Annotated in this window: 18 protein-coding genes; 14 read left to right on the top strand and 4 right to left on the bottom strand. The window is 40.3% G+C overall.

Annotated elements, in window-relative coordinates:
• Nucleotides 1-52 precede the first annotated feature (52 nt).
• The 4 genes from MTT09_RS06055 to MTT09_RS06040 are packed head-to-tail and all read left to right on the top strand — an operon-like array spanning nt 53 to nt 2,931.
• Nucleotides 53-283, top strand: coding sequence for a type II toxin-antitoxin system Phd/YefM family antitoxin (locus tag MTT09_RS06055; protein ID WP_002942153.1), 231 nt, complete (start codon nt 53-55; stop codon nt 281-283).
• Entirely contained in the window at nt 273-1,058 is a 786-nt protein-coding gene (locus MTT09_RS06050) for an alpha/beta fold hydrolase (RefSeq protein ID WP_429803161.1), read from the top strand. Before MTT09_RS06055 ends, MTT09_RS06050 begins: the two co-directional genes overlap by 11 nt.
• A complete protein-coding gene (locus tag MTT09_RS06045; RefSeq protein WP_429803159.1) occupies nt 1,055-2,479 on the top strand; it encodes a Mur ligase family protein in 1,425 nt (474 codons plus the stop codon). The genes MTT09_RS06050 and MTT09_RS06045 overlap by 4 nt, the downstream gene beginning before the upstream one ends.
• Complete coding sequence (locus MTT09_RS06040) at nt 2,476-2,931, top strand: hypothetical protein (protein ID WP_429803157.1); 456 nt, start codon at nt 2,476-2,478, stop codon at nt 2,929-2,931. The genes MTT09_RS06045 and MTT09_RS06040 overlap by 4 nt, the downstream gene beginning before the upstream one ends.
• A gap of 205 nt (nt 2,932-3,136) precedes the next feature.
• On the opposite strand, the gene MTT09_RS06035 is transcribed toward MTT09_RS06040, so the two are convergent.
• From MTT09_RS06035 to pta, 4 genes are all read right to left on the bottom strand, one after another.
• Nucleotides 3,137-3,454 carry a hypothetical protein gene (locus MTT09_RS06035; protein WP_429803155.1) on the bottom strand — a complete coding sequence of 106 codons (318 nt, stop codon included), beginning with the start codon at nt 3,452-3,454 and terminating at the stop codon, nt 3,137-3,139.
• 190 nt (nt 3,455-3,644) lie between these two features.
• Nucleotides 3,645-4,709, bottom strand: coding sequence for a tyrosine-type recombinase/integrase (locus tag MTT09_RS06030; RefSeq protein WP_429803153.1), 1,065 nt, complete (start codon nt 4,707-4,709; stop codon nt 3,645-3,647).
• 2 nt (nt 4,710-4,711) lie between these two features.
• The gene (locus MTT09_RS06025) at nt 4,712-5,905 is read right to left on the bottom strand and encodes an acetate kinase (protein ID WP_429803151.1); all 1,194 of its coding nucleotides are present in this window, start codon (nt 5,903-5,905) and stop codon (nt 4,712-4,714) included.
• A gap of 1 nt (nt 5,906) precedes the next feature.
• Entirely contained in the window at nt 5,907-7,274 is a 1,368-nt protein-coding gene (pta, locus tag MTT09_RS06020; RefSeq protein ID WP_429803149.1) for a phosphate acetyltransferase, read from the bottom strand.
• Between the two features lie 67 nt (nt 7,275-7,341).
• On the opposite strand from pta, the gene flgH reads away from it, so the two are divergent.
• The 10 genes from flgH to MTT09_RS05970 all read left to right on the top strand — a co-directional run bounded on the left by flgH (nt 7,342) and on the right by MTT09_RS05970 (nt 18,889).
• Entirely contained in the window at nt 7,342-8,049 is a 708-nt protein-coding gene (gene flgH / locus MTT09_RS06015) for a flagellar basal body L-ring protein FlgH (protein WP_002940928.1), read from the top strand.
• A gap of 345 nt (nt 8,050-8,394) precedes the next feature.
• Complete coding sequence (locus tag MTT09_RS06010; protein WP_429803147.1) at nt 8,395-9,540, top strand: hydrogenase small subunit; 1,146 nt, start codon at nt 8,395-8,397, stop codon at nt 9,538-9,540.
• 9 nt (nt 9,541-9,549) lie between these two features.
• Nucleotides 9,550-11,268, top strand: a complete 1,719-nt coding sequence (locus MTT09_RS06005) for a nickel-dependent hydrogenase large subunit (protein WP_429803145.1) — start codon at nt 9,550-9,552, stop codon at nt 11,266-11,268.
• Nucleotides 11,269-11,277: 9 nt separating this feature from the next.
• The gene (gene cybH / locus MTT09_RS06000; RefSeq protein ID WP_021089089.1) at nt 11,278-11,958 is read left to right on the top strand and encodes a Ni/Fe-hydrogenase, b-type cytochrome subunit; all 681 of its coding nucleotides are present in this window, start codon (nt 11,278-11,280) and stop codon (nt 11,956-11,958) included.
• Nucleotides 11,958-12,500: a HyaD/HybD family hydrogenase maturation endopeptidase gene (locus tag MTT09_RS05995; protein ID WP_429803142.1), complete on the top strand. Its 543-nt coding sequence runs from the start codon at nt 11,958-11,960 to the stop codon at nt 12,498-12,500. The genes cybH and MTT09_RS05995 overlap by 1 nt, the downstream gene beginning before the upstream one ends.
• Complete coding sequence (locus MTT09_RS05990; RefSeq protein ID WP_429803140.1) at nt 12,497-13,969, top strand: hypothetical protein; 1,473 nt, start codon at nt 12,497-12,499, stop codon at nt 13,967-13,969. The genes MTT09_RS05995 and MTT09_RS05990 overlap by 4 nt, the downstream gene beginning before the upstream one ends.
• Nucleotides 13,953-16,178 carry a carbamoyltransferase HypF gene (gene hypF, locus MTT09_RS05985; protein ID WP_429803138.1) on the top strand — a complete coding sequence of 742 codons (2,226 nt, stop codon included), beginning with the start codon at nt 13,953-13,955 and terminating at the stop codon, nt 16,176-16,178. Before MTT09_RS05990 ends, hypF begins: the two co-directional genes overlap by 17 nt.
• A gap of 45 nt (nt 16,179-16,223) precedes the next feature.
• On the top strand, nt 16,224-16,637 hold the full coding sequence (nikR, locus tag MTT09_RS05980) for a nickel-responsive transcriptional regulator NikR (protein WP_087583272.1): 414 nt from the start codon (nt 16,224-16,226) through the stop codon (nt 16,635-16,637).
• Nucleotides 16,638-17,006: 369 nt separating this feature from the next.
• Nucleotides 17,007-18,269, top strand: coding sequence for a DUF2157 domain-containing protein (locus MTT09_RS05975; RefSeq protein WP_429803136.1), 1,263 nt, complete (start codon nt 17,007-17,009; stop codon nt 18,267-18,269).
• Complete coding sequence (locus MTT09_RS05970) at nt 18,266-18,889, top strand: GDYXXLXY domain-containing protein (RefSeq protein WP_103637292.1); 624 nt, start codon at nt 18,266-18,268, stop codon at nt 18,887-18,889. Before MTT09_RS05975 ends, MTT09_RS05970 begins: the two co-directional genes overlap by 4 nt.
• Nucleotides 18,890-18,990 lie beyond the last annotated feature (101 nt).

Below are 18,990 nucleotides of genomic sequence, written 5' to 3'. Positions count from 1 at the left end.
TATATAAAGTAGTTTGTGATATTTTACGTAAAATTTTACATAAAGAGCGACAATGGTAACTTTTACAAAAGATGAAATTTATACGGCAACCGAGGTGGTTAGAAATTTTAGCTCAGTGCTTTCACGTGTGGGAGCTAGCGAGCTAAAGCGCGCTGTCATCGTTAAAAACAATAAATTTGAAGCTGTCCTTTTAAATATGGAAGAGTATGAGCGCCTTTGCGAGGCTGTAAGCGTGCTAGAGAGCATTTATGCTGCTAAAAAGAGAGAAAACGATGGCGAGTAGGGCAGTCAAATACGGCTCAGACGAGTACGAGATCAGCTACGAGGTAGTAAATCCAAAGGCGGCAAAAATTGTGCTTTTCTTGCACGGCTGGGGTGCTAATAAAGAGATAATGAAAAAGGCTTTTGGCTCATATCTAAGCGAGTTTTGCCACATCTATATCGATATGCCTGGCTTTGGCAAAAGCTCCATTTTTAAGCCTTTAAGAACAAGTGACTACGCAAAGATCGTTGCAAATTTCTGTGACGAGCTTGGCATAAAACCAGACATCATCGCAGGACATAGCTTTGGTGGCAAGGTCGCAACGCTTCTAAAACCACCATATCTAGTGCTTTTAAGCTCTGCTGGCATAGTTGTCAAAAAGACATTTATCGTGCGAGCAAAGATAGCGATATTTAAAATTTTAAAGATATTTGGCTTTGGCAAATTTTATAAACTCTTTGCCACAAAAGATGTGAACGGTATGAGCAGAGTGATGTATGAGACCCTAAAAAACGTTGTTGATGAGGATTTTACAAAGCATTTTGCTGACTTTGGGGGCAGGGCCTTTATATTTTGGGGCGAAAATGACAAGGCAACGCCTGTAACAAGCGGCGAGAGCATAGATAGACTTATCAAAAATAGCTCATTTTTACCACTCAGTGGCGATCACTTTTTCTTTTTGCTCCACGCTAAATTTATAAGTGACGAGATAGAAAAAGGGATAAATTTTGAGCCAAATGAAGCAAAAAATGTCGTTTTAGATGACGATGAGAGCGGGATCGAGGAGATAAGATGAGTATATTTTTAAGTCTAAGCGCAGTTTTATTTATCTTTGCGCTTGCTTTTTATGTGATCACTTGCTTTCAGTGGTTTTCATATAGGCCTGAGCGCGTGCTCTTTCACTTTACAAAGCCCGCTTGGCACGTCTTTTTCTTTATAGTGCCTTTGGTGCTTTTTTACACGACTGGCAAGTGGTTTTTTATCTATTTTTACTTTGCGCTTTTGCCAGCTCTTTATCTGTGGCATAAAAAACTTGATAAAAAACTGGTCTTTACTGCTAGGATCAAGCACTTTTTTGTGATCCTTGCTTGCGCTATCATCTTAAACTACGCTTTAAATTTCATCATCCACAAGGCGTTTTTGGCTCCGATGCCACTTTTTGTCTTGGTCGTGAGCCTATTTTTGAGTGAAATTTTAGAAAAGATCAAATTTCAAGGCTTTAAAAACAAGGCGCTTAAAAAACTTGGCGCAAACAAAGAGCTAAAGATCATTTTAATCACAGCAAGCTACGGCAAAACGAGTATTAAAAATTTCTTATTTGAAATTTTAAAAGATAGCTTTGTCTGCTACAAAACGCCACGCAGCGTAAATACAATGGCTGGCATCATCAAAGATATCAATGAAAATTTAAGCGAGCAAACGCAAATTTACATCGCAGAAGCAGGCGCTAGACTAAAGGGCGACATCCTAGAGATCACTAAATTTCTGAATCCACAAATCGTCATCGTAGGCGAGATCGGCGCTCAGCACATTGAATACTTTAAAACGCTTGATAATATCCGCGCAACAAAGCTTGAAGCACTTCAAAGCGCTCGCTTGCAAATGGCATTTTTACATAGCTCGACAAAAAAAGAGGCAAGCCAAAATATAGAAATTTACGATGAGAACCTAAAAGATATTAACGCAAATTTAGATGGAATTTCATTTACGCTTGATGGCAAAAACTACGCTTCGCCACTGCTTGGCAAATTTAACGCTACAAATTTAGCCGTTTGCGTCAAGGTGGCAAGATACCTAAAAATGAGCGATGAAGCGATAAATGGTGCGCTATCTAAGATGAAAAACGTCGAGCACCGCCTAAGCAAGATCGAGGCTGGCGGCAAGCTGATAATAGACGATAGCTTCAATGGAAATTTCTCAGGCATGAGCGCAAGCTACGAGCTAGTGAGCACCTACGCTGGTAGAAAAGTGCTACTAACACCTGGTATCGTCGAGAGCGATGCTGAGCAAAATGCAAATTTGGCCAAGGTTATAAATGAAATTTTTGACCTTGTCATCATCACAAGCTCGCTAAACGCCCAAACTTTGCTAAAACACATCGTAAAGCCAAAGATCATCATCTTAAAGGACAAGAACAAAATGCAAGAAATTTTAGCCCAAAACACGCACGCTGGCGATCTTATACTATTTTCAAACGACGCACCGAGTTTTATATGAAAAAGATAGTTTTTTTAGCTCTAATCTTAAGCTTAGCCTTAGGCTTTGACATCGATGACTACGACAGGGGCAACGAGGCTAGAAACGCCGGAGACTACGCAACTGCGTATGAAATTTTTTACGATGGTTGCGAGCAAAAAGATGTGCTTTCGTGCGAGGCTTTGGGCGATATGTTTGTAAATGAAGAGATAAACGAGCAGATGGATAGTGATCTAAAAAAGCACTCAAATATCGAGCTTGGAGTGAGTTATTTTATGAAAAGCTGCGACCTTGGCTATCAAAACGCCTGCGATGACGTCATAAGCCTAAAGGACGATCTAAACATCACTTTGCCATCTGGCGTATACGAAAATGCTAAGGCTAGGTATGACGAGCTTTTTGAAGAGTTTAAAGAGCAAGAGGCAAATAAGACATTAGAAGATGAAGAGCCAAAAGAGAGGTCTAAAAAGTAAATTTAATCTTGTGAGATTAAATTTAAACTAATTTTTCGTGGCATAGAAATTGATCTATTTGCAATAAATTTAATCTATAAATTTACTTGAATGCTAGAGCAAAGCTGTTTTGCGTTGCGAATATCTACTGCAAATTTAGCTTTGCTCTAATGATTAGTCAAACAAGCATAAACACGAAAATTTTACTGCTTTTTTATGATAAATTTTACTCGTCTATCGCCTTTGATATCTTTTCTAAATTTTGCTTTCTTACGCTCTTGCCAGTGATAAAAAGATCGATGACCCACCAGATGATTATAATAATTTCAAAAATGTTGATAATCTTAGAATATGTTTTAGCCAAATCCGTTAAATGTAGTATTTCTTCAGGGGTTATCCATTCGTCCACAGAAATTATTACCTTAGCAAATAAGAAAATAAAAACTATATATAAAATAAAAAGAGCAAGCTTTGCTAGACCAAGGGCAGTTTGTCCTATCATAAAGCGATTTACGCCAAGCACTCCAAAGACGAAGCTACCCACCCAAAAGACAATCGTAGGTGATTTTAAGTTAAGCTGTGGGATTTTTGAAACCAGATCATTTATTTTTGTTTCATCAAAAGAGTTGAGCTTGTCTTCTAATGTTTTTTAGCTGAGCATGATTTTTTGGCAGCTTATCTTGCAACATTGCTATAACAGAACTTGCGTTCATTTTCTCTCTTTTTTGTAAATTTTACTCGCCAGCTAAGTCTTCAGCCACTTTGGCAGCCAGTTTTAGTTTATCACTATCAAAGTGCGTGTAAATTCGCGAGGTGTTTAAGCTTGCATGCCCAAGGGCTTCTTGCACGAGCACAAGGTCTTTTTGCTTTTTATAAAGCATCGTTGCAAAGGTGTGGCGCAACATGTGAGCGCCGTTTTTCTCTTTTCTGATGCCAGCTTTAAACAAAATTTGCTCCACTATGCGGCTAACATAAGCCTGCGTGAGCCTCGTGCCTTTTTTATTTATAAAAAGGTAGCCCTCTTTGTTTATGTAGTTTATGGCGATTGCGTTTAGATGAGCTTCGATTAGGTGGCGCTTTATCATTACTATGCGGTATTTGTTGCCTTTGCCACGAATTCTAATGATAAAAAGATCGCCATCTTCGGTGATATCTTTTCTCTTTAAATTTAGTGCCTCGCTCACACGAATGCCAGTAAAGATGATAGTTTTTATGATGAGCTTGTTGCGGTTTGAGTTTTGCTTAAAGTCGCTCTGCTCGATCGCATCAAGAAATTTCTTGACCTCCTCTTCGCCCATAAACTCAGGCAGCTTTTGCCCTTTGTTGCCACTAACGCCGCCCCAGTTTTTTAAATTTATATCAAAAACATGAGCCTTGCCGTCCTCTTCGTTTTGTTTATCTAAAAAGGCAAAGAAATTTATCACTGAAATTCTGTAGTTTTTCTTGCTCGCATCGCTTAGTCCGCCAGTGGTGCTGGCTAGAATTTCACTTAGTAGCTCTTCATCGATCTGCTTTAGGCTGCTAAGCTCATAAAATTTCATCGTCTCATATATCTTTTTTAGCGGGTTAAAGTAGGTATTTATGCCAGTTAGTCCTGCATTTCTAGCGCTTTTTACCAGCCCATCAAGCTGCTCTATATTTTTTATCTCACGGCTTAGGGCAAAATTTACACTTGCAAGCGCCTTTGGGTCCCTTAGCTCCTTGTTTGAAAGTGAGCTAAGTTTAAATTTTACATAGCGAGTTAGCCAAAATATAAATGAGTTTTCAAAACTATCTTTGCAGTCAAGTGGGAATTTCATGCTTAAAGCGTTCTCTCTTTTATCACTCTGGCTGTTTCTATGGCGATCTCAAGCTCTTCATTTGTTGGAATAATGAGCGTTTTTATCTTAGCGCCTTCTTCATCTATGCACCTCTCACCTCGCTCGTTTGAGAAATTTAGCTCGTGGTTGATGTGGATGCCAAGATGCTTTAGATCGTCGCAAATTTTTTGCCTTGTATTTGGCGCATTTTCGCCGATGCCGCCGGTAAATATGAGCGCATCAACGCGCCCCAAAATGGCGTAGTATGAGCCGATATACTTTTTCACTCGGTAGCAAAACATATCAAAGGCAAGCTTGGCTCGCTCGTCGTTTTGCATCTTGGCGACAACATCTCTCATGTCGCTTGAGCCACAAATTCCAAAAAGTCCGCTCTTTTTATTTAAGAAGTTATCGATCTCGTTCCACTTTAAAACGCCGATATTTAGCAGATAGATGACCACAGCTGGGTCCATATCGCCGCTTCTTGTGCCCATTATGAGCCCTTCAAGCGGGCTAAGACCCATCGAAGTATCGATGCTTTTGCCATTTTGCACCGCGCAGGCCGAGGCGCCGTTGCCTAAGTGAAGCGAGATAGCGTTAAATTTATCAAATTCAATGCCAAGCATTTTTGCAGCTTGCTTACAGACATATCTGTGCGATGTGCCGTGAAAGCCGTATTTTCTGATGTGATGAGCCTTGCAAACATCGTAGGGTAGGGCGTAGCGGTAGGCGTACTCTGGCATGCTTTGATGAAAAACCGTATCAAAAACGACCACGTGAGGGACATTTTTGCTCTCTTTCATCGCATTTTTGATGCCAGCAAGGTGGCCTGGGTTGTGAAGTGGGGCAAGAGGGCTTATCTCCTCGATCTTTTTGATGACACTCTCATCAACGATCATCGAGCTAAAAAAGCTCTCGCCACCATGAACTATCCTGTGTCCTATGCCGTCAAGCTCGCTTAGATCGTGCAGTATATGTGAGGTGGTAAAGAGCTCGTTCATCGCCTCAAGTCCGTCGTGGTGGTCTTTTATGAAGCGTTTTATCTCATAAACTTCGCCATTTGCCTTTAGCACCGCCCTTGAGCTAGAGCTGCCGATTTGCTCGACTAGACCGCTTGCTAGGCTCGTTTTTGTCTGCATTTCAAAAAGTTGAAATTTTATCGAGCTACTACCTGAGTTTAAAACTAAAATTCTCATATCACTCTCCTGCTTGTATCGCGCTTATTAAGATGGTATTTACGACGTCTTCGACGAGGCAGCCGCGGCTTAGGTCATTTACTGGTTTTTTTAGCCCTTGAAGTATCGGACCCACTGCTAGGGCGTTTGCACTTCGCTGAACTGCCTTGTAGCAGATGTTTCCGCAGTTTAAATTTGGAAATATAAATACATTTGCCTGTCCTGCGACATCAGAATTTGGCATCTTTTTGCTAGCCACACTTAGATCAACTGCCGCGTCAAACTGAATTGGCGCAGCTATTTTTAAATTCGCATCAAGCTCATGCGCCTTTTTGGCAGCCTCTTTTACAAACTCCACATCAGCTCCGCTGCCACTATCAGCTGTTGAGTAGCTTAGCATGGCGATCTTTGGGCTAAGTCCAAAGGCACTTGCTGTTTGAGCGCTACTTAGCGTGATGCTGGCTAGCTCGTCTGCGCTTGGGTTTGGCGTGACGGCGCAGTCTGCAAAGAGTAAAATTTCTTCTTCAAGCGCCATAAAAAATGCCCCGCTTACCACGCTTACATTTGGCTTTGTTTTTATGATCTGAAGGGCTGGGCGGATCGTATCAGCCGTGCTCATCGTAGCACCACTTACCAAAGCATCGGCCATGCCTTCATGAATTAGCATCGTGGCAAAGTAAATTTTATCTTTTGCAAGTGCGTTTGCCTTGGCTTCATCCACGCCTTTATGTTTTCTTAGCTCATAAATTTTCTTTGCAAATTCATCTGTTAGCTCATTTTGCACAGGGTTTAACACTTTGGCTTTGCTTAAATTTAGCCCCAAAGTGGCTGCCTTTTTTGAAATTTCACTCTCAAGCCCAAGCAAGATGATATTTGCCGCACCTTTTTCTAGCACGATGTGAGCTGCTTTTAAAATTCTCTCATCATCACTTTCAGGCAAAACGACGGTCTTGTTTGCTGCTCTGGCTCTTTTTAGAAGCAAGCTTTGAAATTTAAATGGCGTGATGATCTCGCGCTCATAGCTTAAAATTTCATCAAATTTATCAGTTATTAGAAGCTTTGAGTTTAAATTTAGCACCCTTAGCTCGCTTGCATTTTCGTCAAAAATAGGCGCGTTTAAATTTCTAGCTAGCTTTAAATTTAGCTCGCTCTTGCCAAAGACGCTAAAGCCCTCACAGCCAACGACTATGACGAAGTCGCTTTTAGCCTTTAGCTCTTCAAATTTATCTATAAATTTTAAAAAAAACTCCTTTTCATTTAAATTTATTAGATTTTTTTTGTCATTTTCGTCTGGAGTTATCTTAAAGATCTCAACTTTTTTGAATTTTGTAGCTATAATTTCTTGCAAATATGCTAGATTTTTGTCTGAAAAAATGTAACAACTTTTCATTTTGTGACCTTTTTGGGAACTTAAATTGCTTAATCTTAGCACAAAGATACTTATTTTAAGGCATTTTATGAACTATAAAAAGATTTGGCTCGTCACATTTGCGGGCATTTTTTACACAGGTTGCACCCCAAGTGCAGATCCTCACATCAATATGAAACCTCCAGTTTATGTCGAGCAACTCCCTTCAAAAGATAGTGGCAGCGGTCAAAGCAACGCCGGCAGCCTCTTTGGCAAGGGCGAAAATCCGCTATTTTCAGATAGAAAGGCGATGAATGTAAATGACATCGTAACCATCGTCATTTCAGAAAATGCAAGTCAAATTTCAAGCGGCAGCAAAAGCACCAACAAAGATAGCACTATTTCGCTTGGCGGTGGCGTTTTCACAGCTGGGGCTGCGCCACTTTCAACCGTGGCTGATAATCTAAACAAATACGGCGACATCGGCTTTAAAGCAGGTGGCGGCAATAAATTTACAGGTAGTGGCACTAGCAACAGAAGCGAGAAATTTACCGCAACCATCTCAGCTAGGATCATCAAGATCTTAAATAATGGCAACTACTTCATCGAGGGCAGCCGCGAGCTACTCATAAACGGCGAAAAGCAGATCATGCAAGTAAGTGGCGTCATCAGACCTTACGACATCTCGCAAAACAACGAAATCGACTCAAAATACATAGCTGACGCCAAAATTTTATATAAAACTGAGGGCGAGCTAGACAAATCAACCAAAAAACCTTGGGGCACAAGGCTTATGGAGGCTATCTGGCCATTTTAATGCAAATTTAAAAGCCTAAATTTAACCCATTTAGGCTTTTAAAAATTTATATTTCAAAGCTCTTTCTTCTTAAATATACTAAATTATATTTTTTAAAAATTATTAAAATTTAATTGATATTTACTTTCAGAAAAATAGATTTTTTGCCATATCATTTCTCAAAATGGGGTAAATTCTCACTAAATATTATTTTTTAGCATATTTTAAGACTATTGATAACAAGGCGTTTAAAATTTTAATCTTTAAAATTTATTTAAATATAATTATTAATAGAATAAAATAATATTTGTCTTTTTTAAAAAAGATAAGATACAAAATAAACAAATTTCAAATGAAGGAGCTTATATGAATAATGACTTGCGTCAAAAGATAAATAGACGCTTAAGCGAACTTAGTGCATTGCCTAAGATAAAAAATGACACTAGTATTGCGCAGCTTTTAAAAGATAAGGGCTTTACTAGGCGTGATTTTATGAAGTGGGCTGGCGCGATGACAGCCTTTATGGCATTGCCAAGTGCGATGACGCCGATGGTTGCTCGCGCTGCTGAGCTAAGCGATAGGCTCCCAGTGATATGGCTTCACATGGCAGAATGCACTGGCTGTAGCGAGGGCTTGCTAAGAACTGACGCTCCAAGCATAGATAGCCTTATATTTGACTACATAAGCCTTGAATACCACGAAACTATCATGGCAGCTGCAGGCTGGCAGGCTGAAGAAAATTTAGAGCATGCGATAGAAAAATACAAAGGCAGATACATCCTACTAGTTGAAGGTGGCATCCCAACTGGTGCGACTGAAAATTTTTTAACCGTAGGTCCTCACGGCACAACAGGCAAAACTCACGCCGTAAATGCCTCTGCTAACGCTGCTGCTATCTTTGCCATTGGCACCTGTTCTAGCTTTGGCGGTATCCAAGCAGCTAAGCCAAATCCAACAAATGCAGTCGGCCTTTCAAAGGTGACCGATAAGCCAGTCATAAATGTGCCAGGCTGTCCTCCAAGCGAGAAGAACATCGTTGGCAACGTGCTTCACTACTTACTATTTGGCACTTTGCCTGCACTTGATGTTTATAACAGACCAAAATGGGCTTATGGCTTAAGAATTCACGATCTTTGCGAGAGACGCGGACACTTTGATGCAGGCGAGTTTGTCCAAAGCTTTGGCGACGAGGGCGCAAAAAATGGCTACTGCTTATACAAAGTAGGCTGTAAAGGCCCATATACATTTAACAACTGCTCGCGCGAGAGATTTAATCAACACACATCATGGCCAGTTCAAGCAGGACACGGCTGTATAGGCTGCTCAGAGCCAGACTTCTGGGATACGATGGGGCCATTTGAAGAGCCGATGGCTGATAGGCTATTTGACACTGTTTTAGGGCTTGGCGCTGATAATGTAAGTGATAAAATCGGCATTGGAATTTTAGCTCTAGCTGGTATCGGTATAGCGGCTCACGCTGCACTAGCTTGTATGAGTAAAGATAAAGAATAAGGCGAAAAAATGAGTGAAAAAAGAATAGTAATAGACCCTATAACACGTATCGAAGGGCACTTAAGAATAGAAGTCGTAGTCGATGAAAACAACGTTGTAAAAGAGGCTTACTCTGGCTCAACTCTTTGGAGGGGCTTAGAGCAGATAGTAAAAAACAGAGACCCAAGAGATGCTGGCTTTTTCATGCAAAGAATTTGTGGCGTTTGCACATACTCACACTACCGAGCAGGCATAGTCGCAGTTGAAAATGCCCTTGGTATCAAGCCTCCGCTAAATGCAGAGCTAACTAGAACGCTCATGAATGCAGCTTTATATCTTCACGATCACATCGTGCACTTTTATCAGCTTCACGGCATGGACTGGGCGGATGTCGTCTCTGCACTAAGCGCAGACGTGCATAAAGCTAGCGAAGAGGCGTTTAAATACACAAGCACGCCATTTGCAACGGGAGCTGACAAGCTAAAAGAGGTAAAAGAGAGGGTTGAAGCCTTTGTTAAAAAGGGCAACCTTGGACCATTTGCCAACGCATACTGGGGACATAGCACATATAAATTTACTCCAGAGCAAAATTTAATCGTCCTCTCTCACTACTTAGAGTGCCTTAGAATTCAAAGAACAGCAGCTCAGATGATGGCTATCTTTGGCGCAAAAAACCCACACCCACAAAGCCTAACAGTTGGCGGCGTGACTTGCGTGATGGACCTTATGGATCCAGCTAGAATGGGCGAATATATGAGTAAATTTGCTGAGATAAAAGAATTTGTAGATAGAGCTTACTATCCAGATATTTTGATGGCTGCTAAGGCTTATGCAAACGAGCCAAGCGTTCTAAACGACGTTGGCGTATCAAATTTATTCTGCTACGATGAGTTTTTGATCGGCAAAAATGACCATCTATTTAAAGGTGGTATCATCTTAAATGGCGATCTTAGCAAGGTCTATGACATAGACGAAGATAAGATCACAGAAGAGGCGACAAGGGCTTGGTATAAAAATGACAAAGCGCTTCACCCTTATGACGGCGAGACAGAGGCAAACTACACTGGCCTTGTCGATGGCGAGAGCATAGACGCCGAGGGCAAGCTAGCTCACAGCAAGCTTTTTGACACAAAGGGCAAATATAGCTGGATCAAAGCGCCAAGGTATGACGGCATGCCTATGCAAGTAGGACCGATCGCAAGCATCGTCATAAACTACGCTAAAGGCAACGAGAGAGTTAAAAAGGTAGTCGATGAGTTTTTAGCAAAGAGTGGCTTGCCACTAAGCGCAGTCTTTTCAACTCTAGGTAGAACCGCTGCTCGTATGCTTGAAGCAAAAGTGGTCGCAGAGCACACTATGGACGCATTTAATGCCTTGATCGAAAATTTAAAGACAGATCAAGAGACCTGCACAAAATATGTCATAGATAATGGCAAAGAGTATAAAGGTCACTTCAAAGGCAACGCTCCAAGAGGCGCGCTAAGCCACTGGTGCCGCATAAAAGATGGCGTCATCTCAAACTGGCAAGCAGTCGTGCCAAGCACTTGGAACGCCTCTCCAAAAGATGCCAAAGGTCAAATGGGAAGTTACGAGGCGTGCTTGATAGGCTTAAAGATCGCTGATCTTTCAAAACCACTTGAGATAATACGAAAAATTCACTCTTATGACCCTTGCATCGCGTGTGCCGTGCATGTTATGGACACGAAGGGAAATGATTTGAGTACTTATAAGATAAATCCAAATTTGTAAGGAGAAAAGATGTCACATAAAAATCCTGACAGGATCAGCGAATACGAATTCTCCATCGGCGTTAGGCTGACACACTGGATTAGATTTGTAGCTATCACGCTTTTGGTTGTGAGTGGCTACTACATCTCTTATGTCTTTATGAGCCCAGAGATCACGAGCGAGCCTACAAATTTCATGCAAGCAAAGTGGCGTTTGGCGCACCAGGTCGCTGGCTTTGTGCTAATAGCGGTATTTATCTTTAAATTCTATCTATTTGTCTTTGATAAACACAGCAAAAAAGAGTGGATGAGCGTGCTTGACTTTTTAAGTCCAAAAGTTTGGATAGCGCAGATAAAGTACTACATCTTTATGGGGCCACACCCGCATTTAAGGGGTGTTTATAACCCATTGCAGTTTGCTTCATACTTTTTCTTTTACGTCATCTTGGCACTCATCTGCCTAACTGGCCTAGTGCTTTACGCTCACGTTTATCACAATGGACTTGGCGGAGCGATATATGAGCCAGCGAGATACTTTGAAGAGCTTATGGGCGGGCTAGCAAATGTTAGAACGATACATAGAATTTGCATGTGGATCATCATGATATTTGTGCCTATTCACGTTTATATGGCGATATTTAACGCCGTTAAAGGCAAAAATGGAGCGATGGACGCCATCGTTAGTGGCTATAAATTTGTAAAAGAACACTGATGAGAGTGCTAGTTCTTGGCATTGGCAACGTTATGTTTGCTGATGAGGGCATAGGTGTTCATTTTGTAAATTTGATGGCTAAAAACTATAAATTTACAAGCTCCAAAAACGAGCTCACTCTAATGGACGGGGGCACTTTAGCCCTCGCTCTAACTCACATAATAAGCGAATTTGACTATCTTATCGTCGTTGATTGCATTAGCGCAAATGGCTCAAACGTGGGCGATGTCTATTTTTTTGACTTTCTAAACGTACCAAATTTTATCAGCTGGGACGGCTCGGCTCACGAGATAGAGATGCTTCAAACACTTCATCTAATGGAGCTTGCAGGCGACAGGCCGACAACCAAAATCTTAGGCATCGTGCCTAGCCGCATAGAATCATCAAATTTTAGCCTCTCAGATGAAGTTATAAAAGCTTCTAATATCCTAGAAAAAACGCTACTTGAACACTTAAAAGAGCTTGAATTTAAGTGTGAAAAGGTGGCAAATTTCACCTTAAACGACACCCTCGATGACTATGCTAAAAAAGGTTTAAAATGATACTTGCTTTTAAATTTGACTGCTTCAAAGACCCAGCCTTTTTAGCGCCATTTTTGCGCTCATTAGCTAGCACACTTAAGCACAGCGTAAGGTGCGAAAATGATCAAATTCGCCTAAAAGTAAGTGGCTTTGCCAATGAGCTTAGCGCCCTAGCAGATAGAGCTAGCGCCATTTTGCCCTATAGCCTTTTTATAAAGCATAGCGAGGTTGATGTGGCAGATGAGCTTGACGAGACAGATGAGATTAAAAAGATAAAATTTGGCACGCTTAGCCCATCTCAAGCGGCGGCATTTTTGGCTAATGGAAAGGCTATTTTAAATGAAAGTGGCACGCTTACTTGGAGTAAATTTGAGGGCGAGATAACGCTTGATAATTTTAATGAAAAGCTAAAAACCTGCCTAAATTTATTAAAAAATAGTAAGAGTGTTTGCGTAGAGCAAGATGAAAATTTATATGAAATTTCTCTTGGGGTAAAATTTGACGCAAATTTCTTGATGCCTGTAAATTTAAAGCAGCTACCTAAAATTTTTATAGCTGGTGATAGGGCGCAGATCGCGCTTGCTAGCTTTGAAAAGCCACTTTTGGCACTAAAAACGACAGCGATTTATAGGCAAAACCACGAGGACGCACCACTATTTTTTGACGTAATGGCGCCAAATGACCTTTTTCTTTACGCCCTTTGTGAGCAGCTAAATCAAGATGGCTTTAGCTTTTTGAGCGTTGCCATAGAGGAGCAAAAAAGCGCCCTTTCAAGGCTTGCTTTGCTTGAAAATAGCGCACTTTTAAGCCCATTTTTTTATACAAAAGATGAGAAATTTGAGCTTAGCTATTTGGGCGAAGTGGCTTTGGGGCTAAAATTTAGCAAATTTAGCGATGATGAAATTTGCCTGCTTTCAAAATCAAGTAAAACACAGCTTCTATTTTTACCAAAATTTAGCAGCTTTGAAGAAATTTATGAGCTCATAAGGGCTCAGGAGGGTGGCGAAAGGCTACTTGAAAACTTCAGCAAAGAGCGCGACTTGCCAAGTGGTAAATTTAGCTCAGATGCTAGCTTTTTCTCGCTATTTTGCATAGCTGGACGCTTGCTTGGCTTAAGTGATGAGTTTAAAAAAGCAGGGGAGAATTTGCTTCTTATGGCAAGCGATTTTAGCGGTCAAAAGGGCGTTAGGATCGATTATAAAATGAAAGATGACTTTGGTTTAGACGGGGTTAAGTTTGTAAAAAGTATTATTTCATTTATCCTTGCTGGCGCTGGAGAGAAGAACATCAGCTTTGGTTGCACCGAGTCTTTGGCGCATTTTTTGAGCGATTTTAGCTATGAAAAACGAGATAAATTTAACATTAAAAATGTTACTTTAAGCGGGGATTTATTTTATAATAAGGCAGTTAGCAACTTGATAAAAAAACACCTAAACCCAAATATAAAAACAAATTTTGACCCCGGATTTGGCATTGAGATCAAGCTTTAGATATGAGATCAAAGGCTTAGTTCAAGGCGTTGGTTTTAGACCTTTTGTCTATACTTTGGCGGACAAATTTAAGCTAGTTGGCGAAATTTACAACGACGATGAGGGCGTGAAGCTAAATTTTAGCGGCGAAGAGGCCAGCTTTTTGGCTTTTGAAAAAGAGCTTTATGAGAAGCTGCCAGCCCTTGCTAGGATCGATGAACTAAAGAAATTTAAGATAGATCAAATTTACGAGAAACTTGAGATCATCGCTTCAAAAAGCGCTACCAAACAAGCGCCTATCTTGCCTGATTACGCGCTTTGCGATGACTGCTTGCGCGAGTTTTATGACCCTACAAATCCACGCTACAAATACCCATTTATAAACTGCACCAACTGCGGACCGAGATTTTCCATTATCAAAGCATTGCCCTATGACAGGGTAAATACGACGATGAATGAGTTTAAGATGTGTGAGTTTTGCGAGAGCGAATACAAAGACCCGCTTAATCGCCGCTACCACGCAGAGCCGATCTCTTGCCCAAACTGCGGGCCAAAGCTCTATCTAAAAGATAAATTTGCCAAAATTTTGGCTAGTGAGAACGAAGCAGCCAAAGAGGCGGCTAGGCTCATAAACGAGGGCAAAATTTTAGCCATTAAAGGTCTTGGTGGCTTTCATCTAGTTTGCGACGCGACAAATGAAGCCGCAGTTTGCGAGCTAAGAGCTAGAAAACACCGCCCAAGCAAGCCATTTGCTCTGATGAGTAAAAATTTAGAGAATGCCAGAGAGATAGCGCAAATTTCAGAGGCAGAGGCTAAGCTTCTTACTTCAAATTTAAAGCCAATCGTCTTGCTTGAAGCAAAAAACGGCTCAAATATCGCAAAAAGCGTCGCTCCAAATTTAAACAAGCTTGGCGTCATGCTCGCATTTAGTGGCATACATCTTTTGCTATTTGACCACTTAGAACACGACATCATCGCAACTAGCGCAAATATCTCAGGCGAGGTTGTGATAAAAGATGAGAGTGAGCTAAGAGAAAAACTAGGTGATGTCATAGACTTTTACCTTGATCACGACCGAGAAATTTACTCTCCAAGTGACGATAGTATCGCATTTTGCGTTGGAGGTGAAGTTGTTTTTACAAGAACGAGCCGAGGGCTAAATCCAAATTTCATCCATACAAATTTTAAGCAAAAAGGGACATTTTTAGCCCTTGGAGCGGAGCTAAAAAGCTCATTTTGCATCTACAAAGACGGACTTTTGATGGTTAGTCCATATATAGGCGATCTAAAAAATGTGGCGACTTTTGATAGGTTTAAGGATATTTTCACCCTTTTTGAAACGACTTATGATCTAAAAATAGACAAGGTCATAGCCGATCTGCATCCAAATTTTTTAAATACAAAATGGGCGAAGGATCAGGGCTTTGAGCTAGTTCATCTGCAGCATCACTACGCGCATTTGCTAAGTGTAATCTTTGAAAATGATCTGCCTGACAAAGAGTATCTTGGCTTTTGCTTTGACGGCACTGGATACGGGGAGGATGGCAAAATTTGGGGTGGCGAGGTTTTTAGGCTGGATAAAAAAAGCTACAAGAGAGTTTATCACTTTGATGAATTTAGCTTATTTGGCGGTGAAAATAGCATAAAAAATATCTACCTTATCGCTTATTCTATTATTTTGAAGTATGAGCTTGAGGACGAGGGGCGTAAATTTTTAGTAAATTTTGATGAAAAGGTGCTTCGAAATTTTAAGATAATGGAGCAAAATGGGCTAAATTTAGTAAAAACTAGCTCGGTTGGTAGGATATTTGACGCGTTTGGTGCGATAATATGTGGCATTTTTAGTTCAAGCTACGAGGGCGAAAGCGGCATGAGGCTTGAGGCACTTTATGATAAAAATTTAGATGTGTGTTACAAATTTAGTCTAAATGACGGAGTTATCGGCTTTAAAGAGGCCTTTAAAAGTGCTTTAAAAGATGAGCCAAGAGTGGCTGCAACGGCATTTATAAATGGCATGGCTGATATTATTTTTGAAATTTCTAAAAATGAGAAAAAAGAGATTTTACTAAGTGGTGGAGTTTTTCAAAATAAGACTTTGCTTGAACTTATTTACAAAAAATTTACTAAATCAAATTTGAAATTTTATATCAATAAGAAATTCTGCAGTAACGATTCTAACGTAAATTTAGGGCAAATTTATTATTATTTATCCACATTTTCTAATAAGTGATGTATAATTATTTTAAACGGTAATCAAACGAGAAAGGAGCAAAAAATGGATAGTGTTATACGTTTTAGTGTTTCTTTGCCTAGTCAATTACTAGACGAACTAGATAGAAAAGTTAGCGAACAAGGCTACGCTTCTAGGAGTGAATTTACAAGGGATTTGATCCGTGAAAAGATCGTAAACGACAGCTGGAAGGACGCTAACGAGGAGTTGATTGGGGTTTTGACGCTCATTTATGTGCATCATCACAACGATTTGGTGAATAAAAAAATGGATATCGAGCATGACTCTGATGTGAAGATCATCTGCACAAATCACGTTCATGTCGATCACCACAACTGCTTAGAAACGATCTCTATAAGGGGCGAAGCGGAGAAGATAGAGCGCTTTGCTGACAGGATTGCTGGCTTAAAGGGTGTTAAGTTTTCTAAACTTACAAAGGCTGCTGTGCCTAAATTTTAAGCTAAAAGCTTTTTTGGCTGTTAAATTTAGGATTTTTGTAAATAGCTAGCAGTGCTCTTGGCTGCGGAGCTTGTCTTATTTTGTCTTTTTGATAGTTTTTTAGCAGTTTTTGTGATCCATTTTTGCAAATTTATAGCAGGGTTTTGCTGCATTTTTTTGCGCATGCCATGTATCTTTTTGGTAAAAATAGTTTGATGACCGTTTGTTTTTTGCTTGGGCTTTGGCTAAAGCTAAATTTGCAAAAGCCCGCCCAAGTTCTTTTTTGGCTTTTTATGTTTCTCTCTTTTTTGCTTTATTTTTGTTCTAGCATTTTTGGCGCTTGTATGCTATCATTAGCCACAAAAAAATGTCATTTAAAGAGAATGAAAGATGAATTTTTACAATAGAAATTTTCTAGCCAAAGAGCTAGATCGCTGGCAAAAAGAGGATGTGGTCGATAAGGGCACCGCTTTAAAGATAGCAAATTTATATGATATAGATATAAACGCTCATAGCGAAAAGACTAGCTTTATCTTAAAGTTGGTTGCTTATCTCTTTTTCGCGCTGGCATTTTTTACGCTAGTTGGAGCTTACTGGGAGGAGATACCAAGGATGGGGCGCCTTGTCATCATCTTTGGAGTGCTTGCTCTTTTAAATTTTGGTGGAGTTTATTATCTCAAAAAAGGCAAAGATAAGCTTGGCACGGCTACGCTCTTTTTGGGAAATTTCTGCTACGGCGCAGCCATAGCGCTTATCGCTCAAATTTATAATATTAGCGACGAGCCAAGCGGTGGAGTTTTGCTCTGGAGCGTTGGAGCGATGGCGCTCTCTTTTGCTAGCAAAAAGGCCTTGCTAGTGGCTCAAAGCCTTGTTTTTGCGACGATCTGGTTTGTTTTAAAGGGCATGGGTGGCGAGTTTGCTTATGAATTTATCGTCTTTATAGCCCTTGGCGCCTACACGCTTTACAAAAGTGACTCTATTTTTCTTGCCACTATGCTTCTAGCAGATATATTTTTCTACATCGTTTCACTTTGCGCTAGGATCAGCGGGTTTAATGAATTTTATGGCTATGATCTTATGTTTAGAGCGCCGATGGCTGCTACTTTGTCGCTCTCATACGCGCTTTTACTTGTCGCGCTCTTTAACACATTAGCTGGCTTTAGAGATAGGCTAGCGCACCTTGTAAAAGGCTTTGGCAAGTATCTTGGCATCGTTATCTTGATCGTTTGCCTGATAGCTTATGCAAATGGCGATATCTACGAGCTAGAAGAAGATAAATTTTGGTTTGCAAAAGCATTTTTTTATAGCAGTTTTGGCAAGGTTTTTGCCGTATTTAGCATCGCTAGCATTGCGCTATTTTTCAAAGAGAAAAACAAAAGCGGCTTGCTTCTTGGCTTGATACTCTTTGCGTTGCCATTTGTCTTTAGCTTGGGCGTTGGATATGCAAATATCTTCTTCTCGCTAGCAAACATTATCGTCGCTGCCGTGCTTATCAAAAATGGCGAGCTAACGCTTGGACTATGCATGATATTCTTAGTTGCGGTGGTTAGATACTTTGAGCTAATAGGCGATTATTTGGGGGCTACGGCGCTATTTATCGTCTTTGCCTTCGTCGTGCTCGCAGTTGCTGCTAAAAAAGGACGTACAAAATGAAGATAAGATCACTGATACTAGCCATAATCTTTCAAATTTTACTAATAATTGCGATGCTCGCATACGCGCTCATGCCACTTTATCTTGGAAAAGAGATAAAAGTGAGGGTAAATCTCTACGATCCAAGAGATCTCTTTCGTGGGAACTACGTGAGCTTGAGCTATGATTTTTCAAATTTGCAGCAGTATAAATTTGATGAAAAAACTGGCGTTGAGATAGATCAATATGATAGAAATTTCTCAAAAAATGATGAAATTTACGCCATTTTGAAGCAAGATGCGAATGCCACTTACGCTTTTGATAAATTTAGCTTTACTAAGCCAAAAGATGCTCTTTTCTTAGCTGGTAAATTTGATGGATATTCATTTGTAAAATATGGCATCGAAGAGTTTTACATGCCAACTAAAAAGGCAAAGCAGACTGAGCGAGAGATGATGGATCAAGATGTGGATGCTGTTGCTGTTTTGATGGTAATGGATGATGGCAGGGCAAGGCTAAAAGATCTCATCATCACGCCAAATGGTAAAAAAAGAAGCAGTGATGAAAATTTTGATGAAAATGGCTACACAGATGATAACGAGAGCCTTGAAGAGCCAGTTCGCTTGCAAGATCAAAGGTAAATTTAAAGGGATGATTAAAAAACGGGTTAATTTATCTCATTTGCATAAAATGCCCTTAAATTTTAATTTTATTTTTAAATTTAAGCGTTAAAATCTCTGAA

This window comes from Campylobacter concisus (assembly GCF_050447505.1).
Lineage (GTDB): Bacteria > Campylobacterota > Campylobacteria > Campylobacterales > Campylobacteraceae > Campylobacter_A > Campylobacter_A concisus_BP.
Note: the sequence above shows the minus strand (reverse complement) of the source record. Positions and strands in the feature narration are given on the sequence as shown.

Bases quoted from the DNA above. Each gene is read 5' to 3' on its own strand.
- MTT09_RS06055 (WP_002942153.1), top strand. From the start codon at position 53: ATGGTAACTTTTACAAAAGATGAAATTTATACGGCAACCGAGGTGGTT.
- MTT09_RS06050 (WP_429803161.1), top strand. From the start codon at position 273: ATGGCGAGTAGGGCAGTCAAATACGGCTCAGACGAGTACGAGATCAGC.
- MTT09_RS06045 (WP_429803159.1), top strand. From the start codon at position 1,055: ATGAGTATATTTTTAAGTCTAAGCGCAGTTTTATTTATCTTTGCGCTT.
- MTT09_RS06040 (WP_429803157.1), top strand. From the start codon at position 2,476: ATGAAAAAGATAGTTTTTTTAGCTCTAATCTTAAGCTTAGCCTTAGGC.
- MTT09_RS06030 (WP_429803153.1), bottom strand. From the start codon at position 4,709: ATGAAATTCCCACTTGACTGCAAAGATAGTTTTGAAAACTCATTTATA.
- MTT09_RS06025 (WP_429803151.1), bottom strand. From the start codon at position 5,905: ATGAGAATTTTAGTTTTAAACTCAGGTAGTAGCTCGATAAAATTTCAA.
- pta (WP_429803149.1), bottom strand. From the start codon at position 7,274: ATGAAAAGTTGTTACATTTTTTCAGACAAAAATCTAGCATATTTGCAA.
- flgH (WP_002940928.1), top strand. From the start codon at position 7,342: ATGAACTATAAAAAGATTTGGCTCGTCACATTTGCGGGCATTTTTTAC.
- MTT09_RS06010 (WP_429803147.1), top strand. From the start codon at position 8,395: ATGAATAATGACTTGCGTCAAAAGATAAATAGACGCTTAAGCGAACTT.
- MTT09_RS06005 (WP_429803145.1), top strand. From the start codon at position 9,550: ATGAGTGAAAAAAGAATAGTAATAGACCCTATAACACGTATCGAAGGG.
- cybH (WP_021089089.1), top strand. From the start codon at position 11,278: ATGTCACATAAAAATCCTGACAGGATCAGCGAATACGAATTCTCCATC.
- MTT09_RS05995 (WP_429803142.1), top strand. From the start codon at position 11,958: ATGAGAGTGCTAGTTCTTGGCATTGGCAACGTTATGTTTGCTGATGAG.
- MTT09_RS05990 (WP_429803140.1), top strand. From the start codon at position 12,497: ATGATACTTGCTTTTAAATTTGACTGCTTCAAAGACCCAGCCTTTTTA.
- nikR (WP_087583272.1), top strand. From the start codon at position 16,224: ATGGATAGTGTTATACGTTTTAGTGTTTCTTTGCCTAGTCAATTACTA.
- MTT09_RS05975 (WP_429803136.1), top strand. From the start codon at position 17,007: ATGAATTTTTACAATAGAAATTTTCTAGCCAAAGAGCTAGATCGCTGG.
- MTT09_RS05970 (WP_103637292.1), top strand. From the start codon at position 18,266: ATGAAGATAAGATCACTGATACTAGCCATAATCTTTCAAATTTTACTA.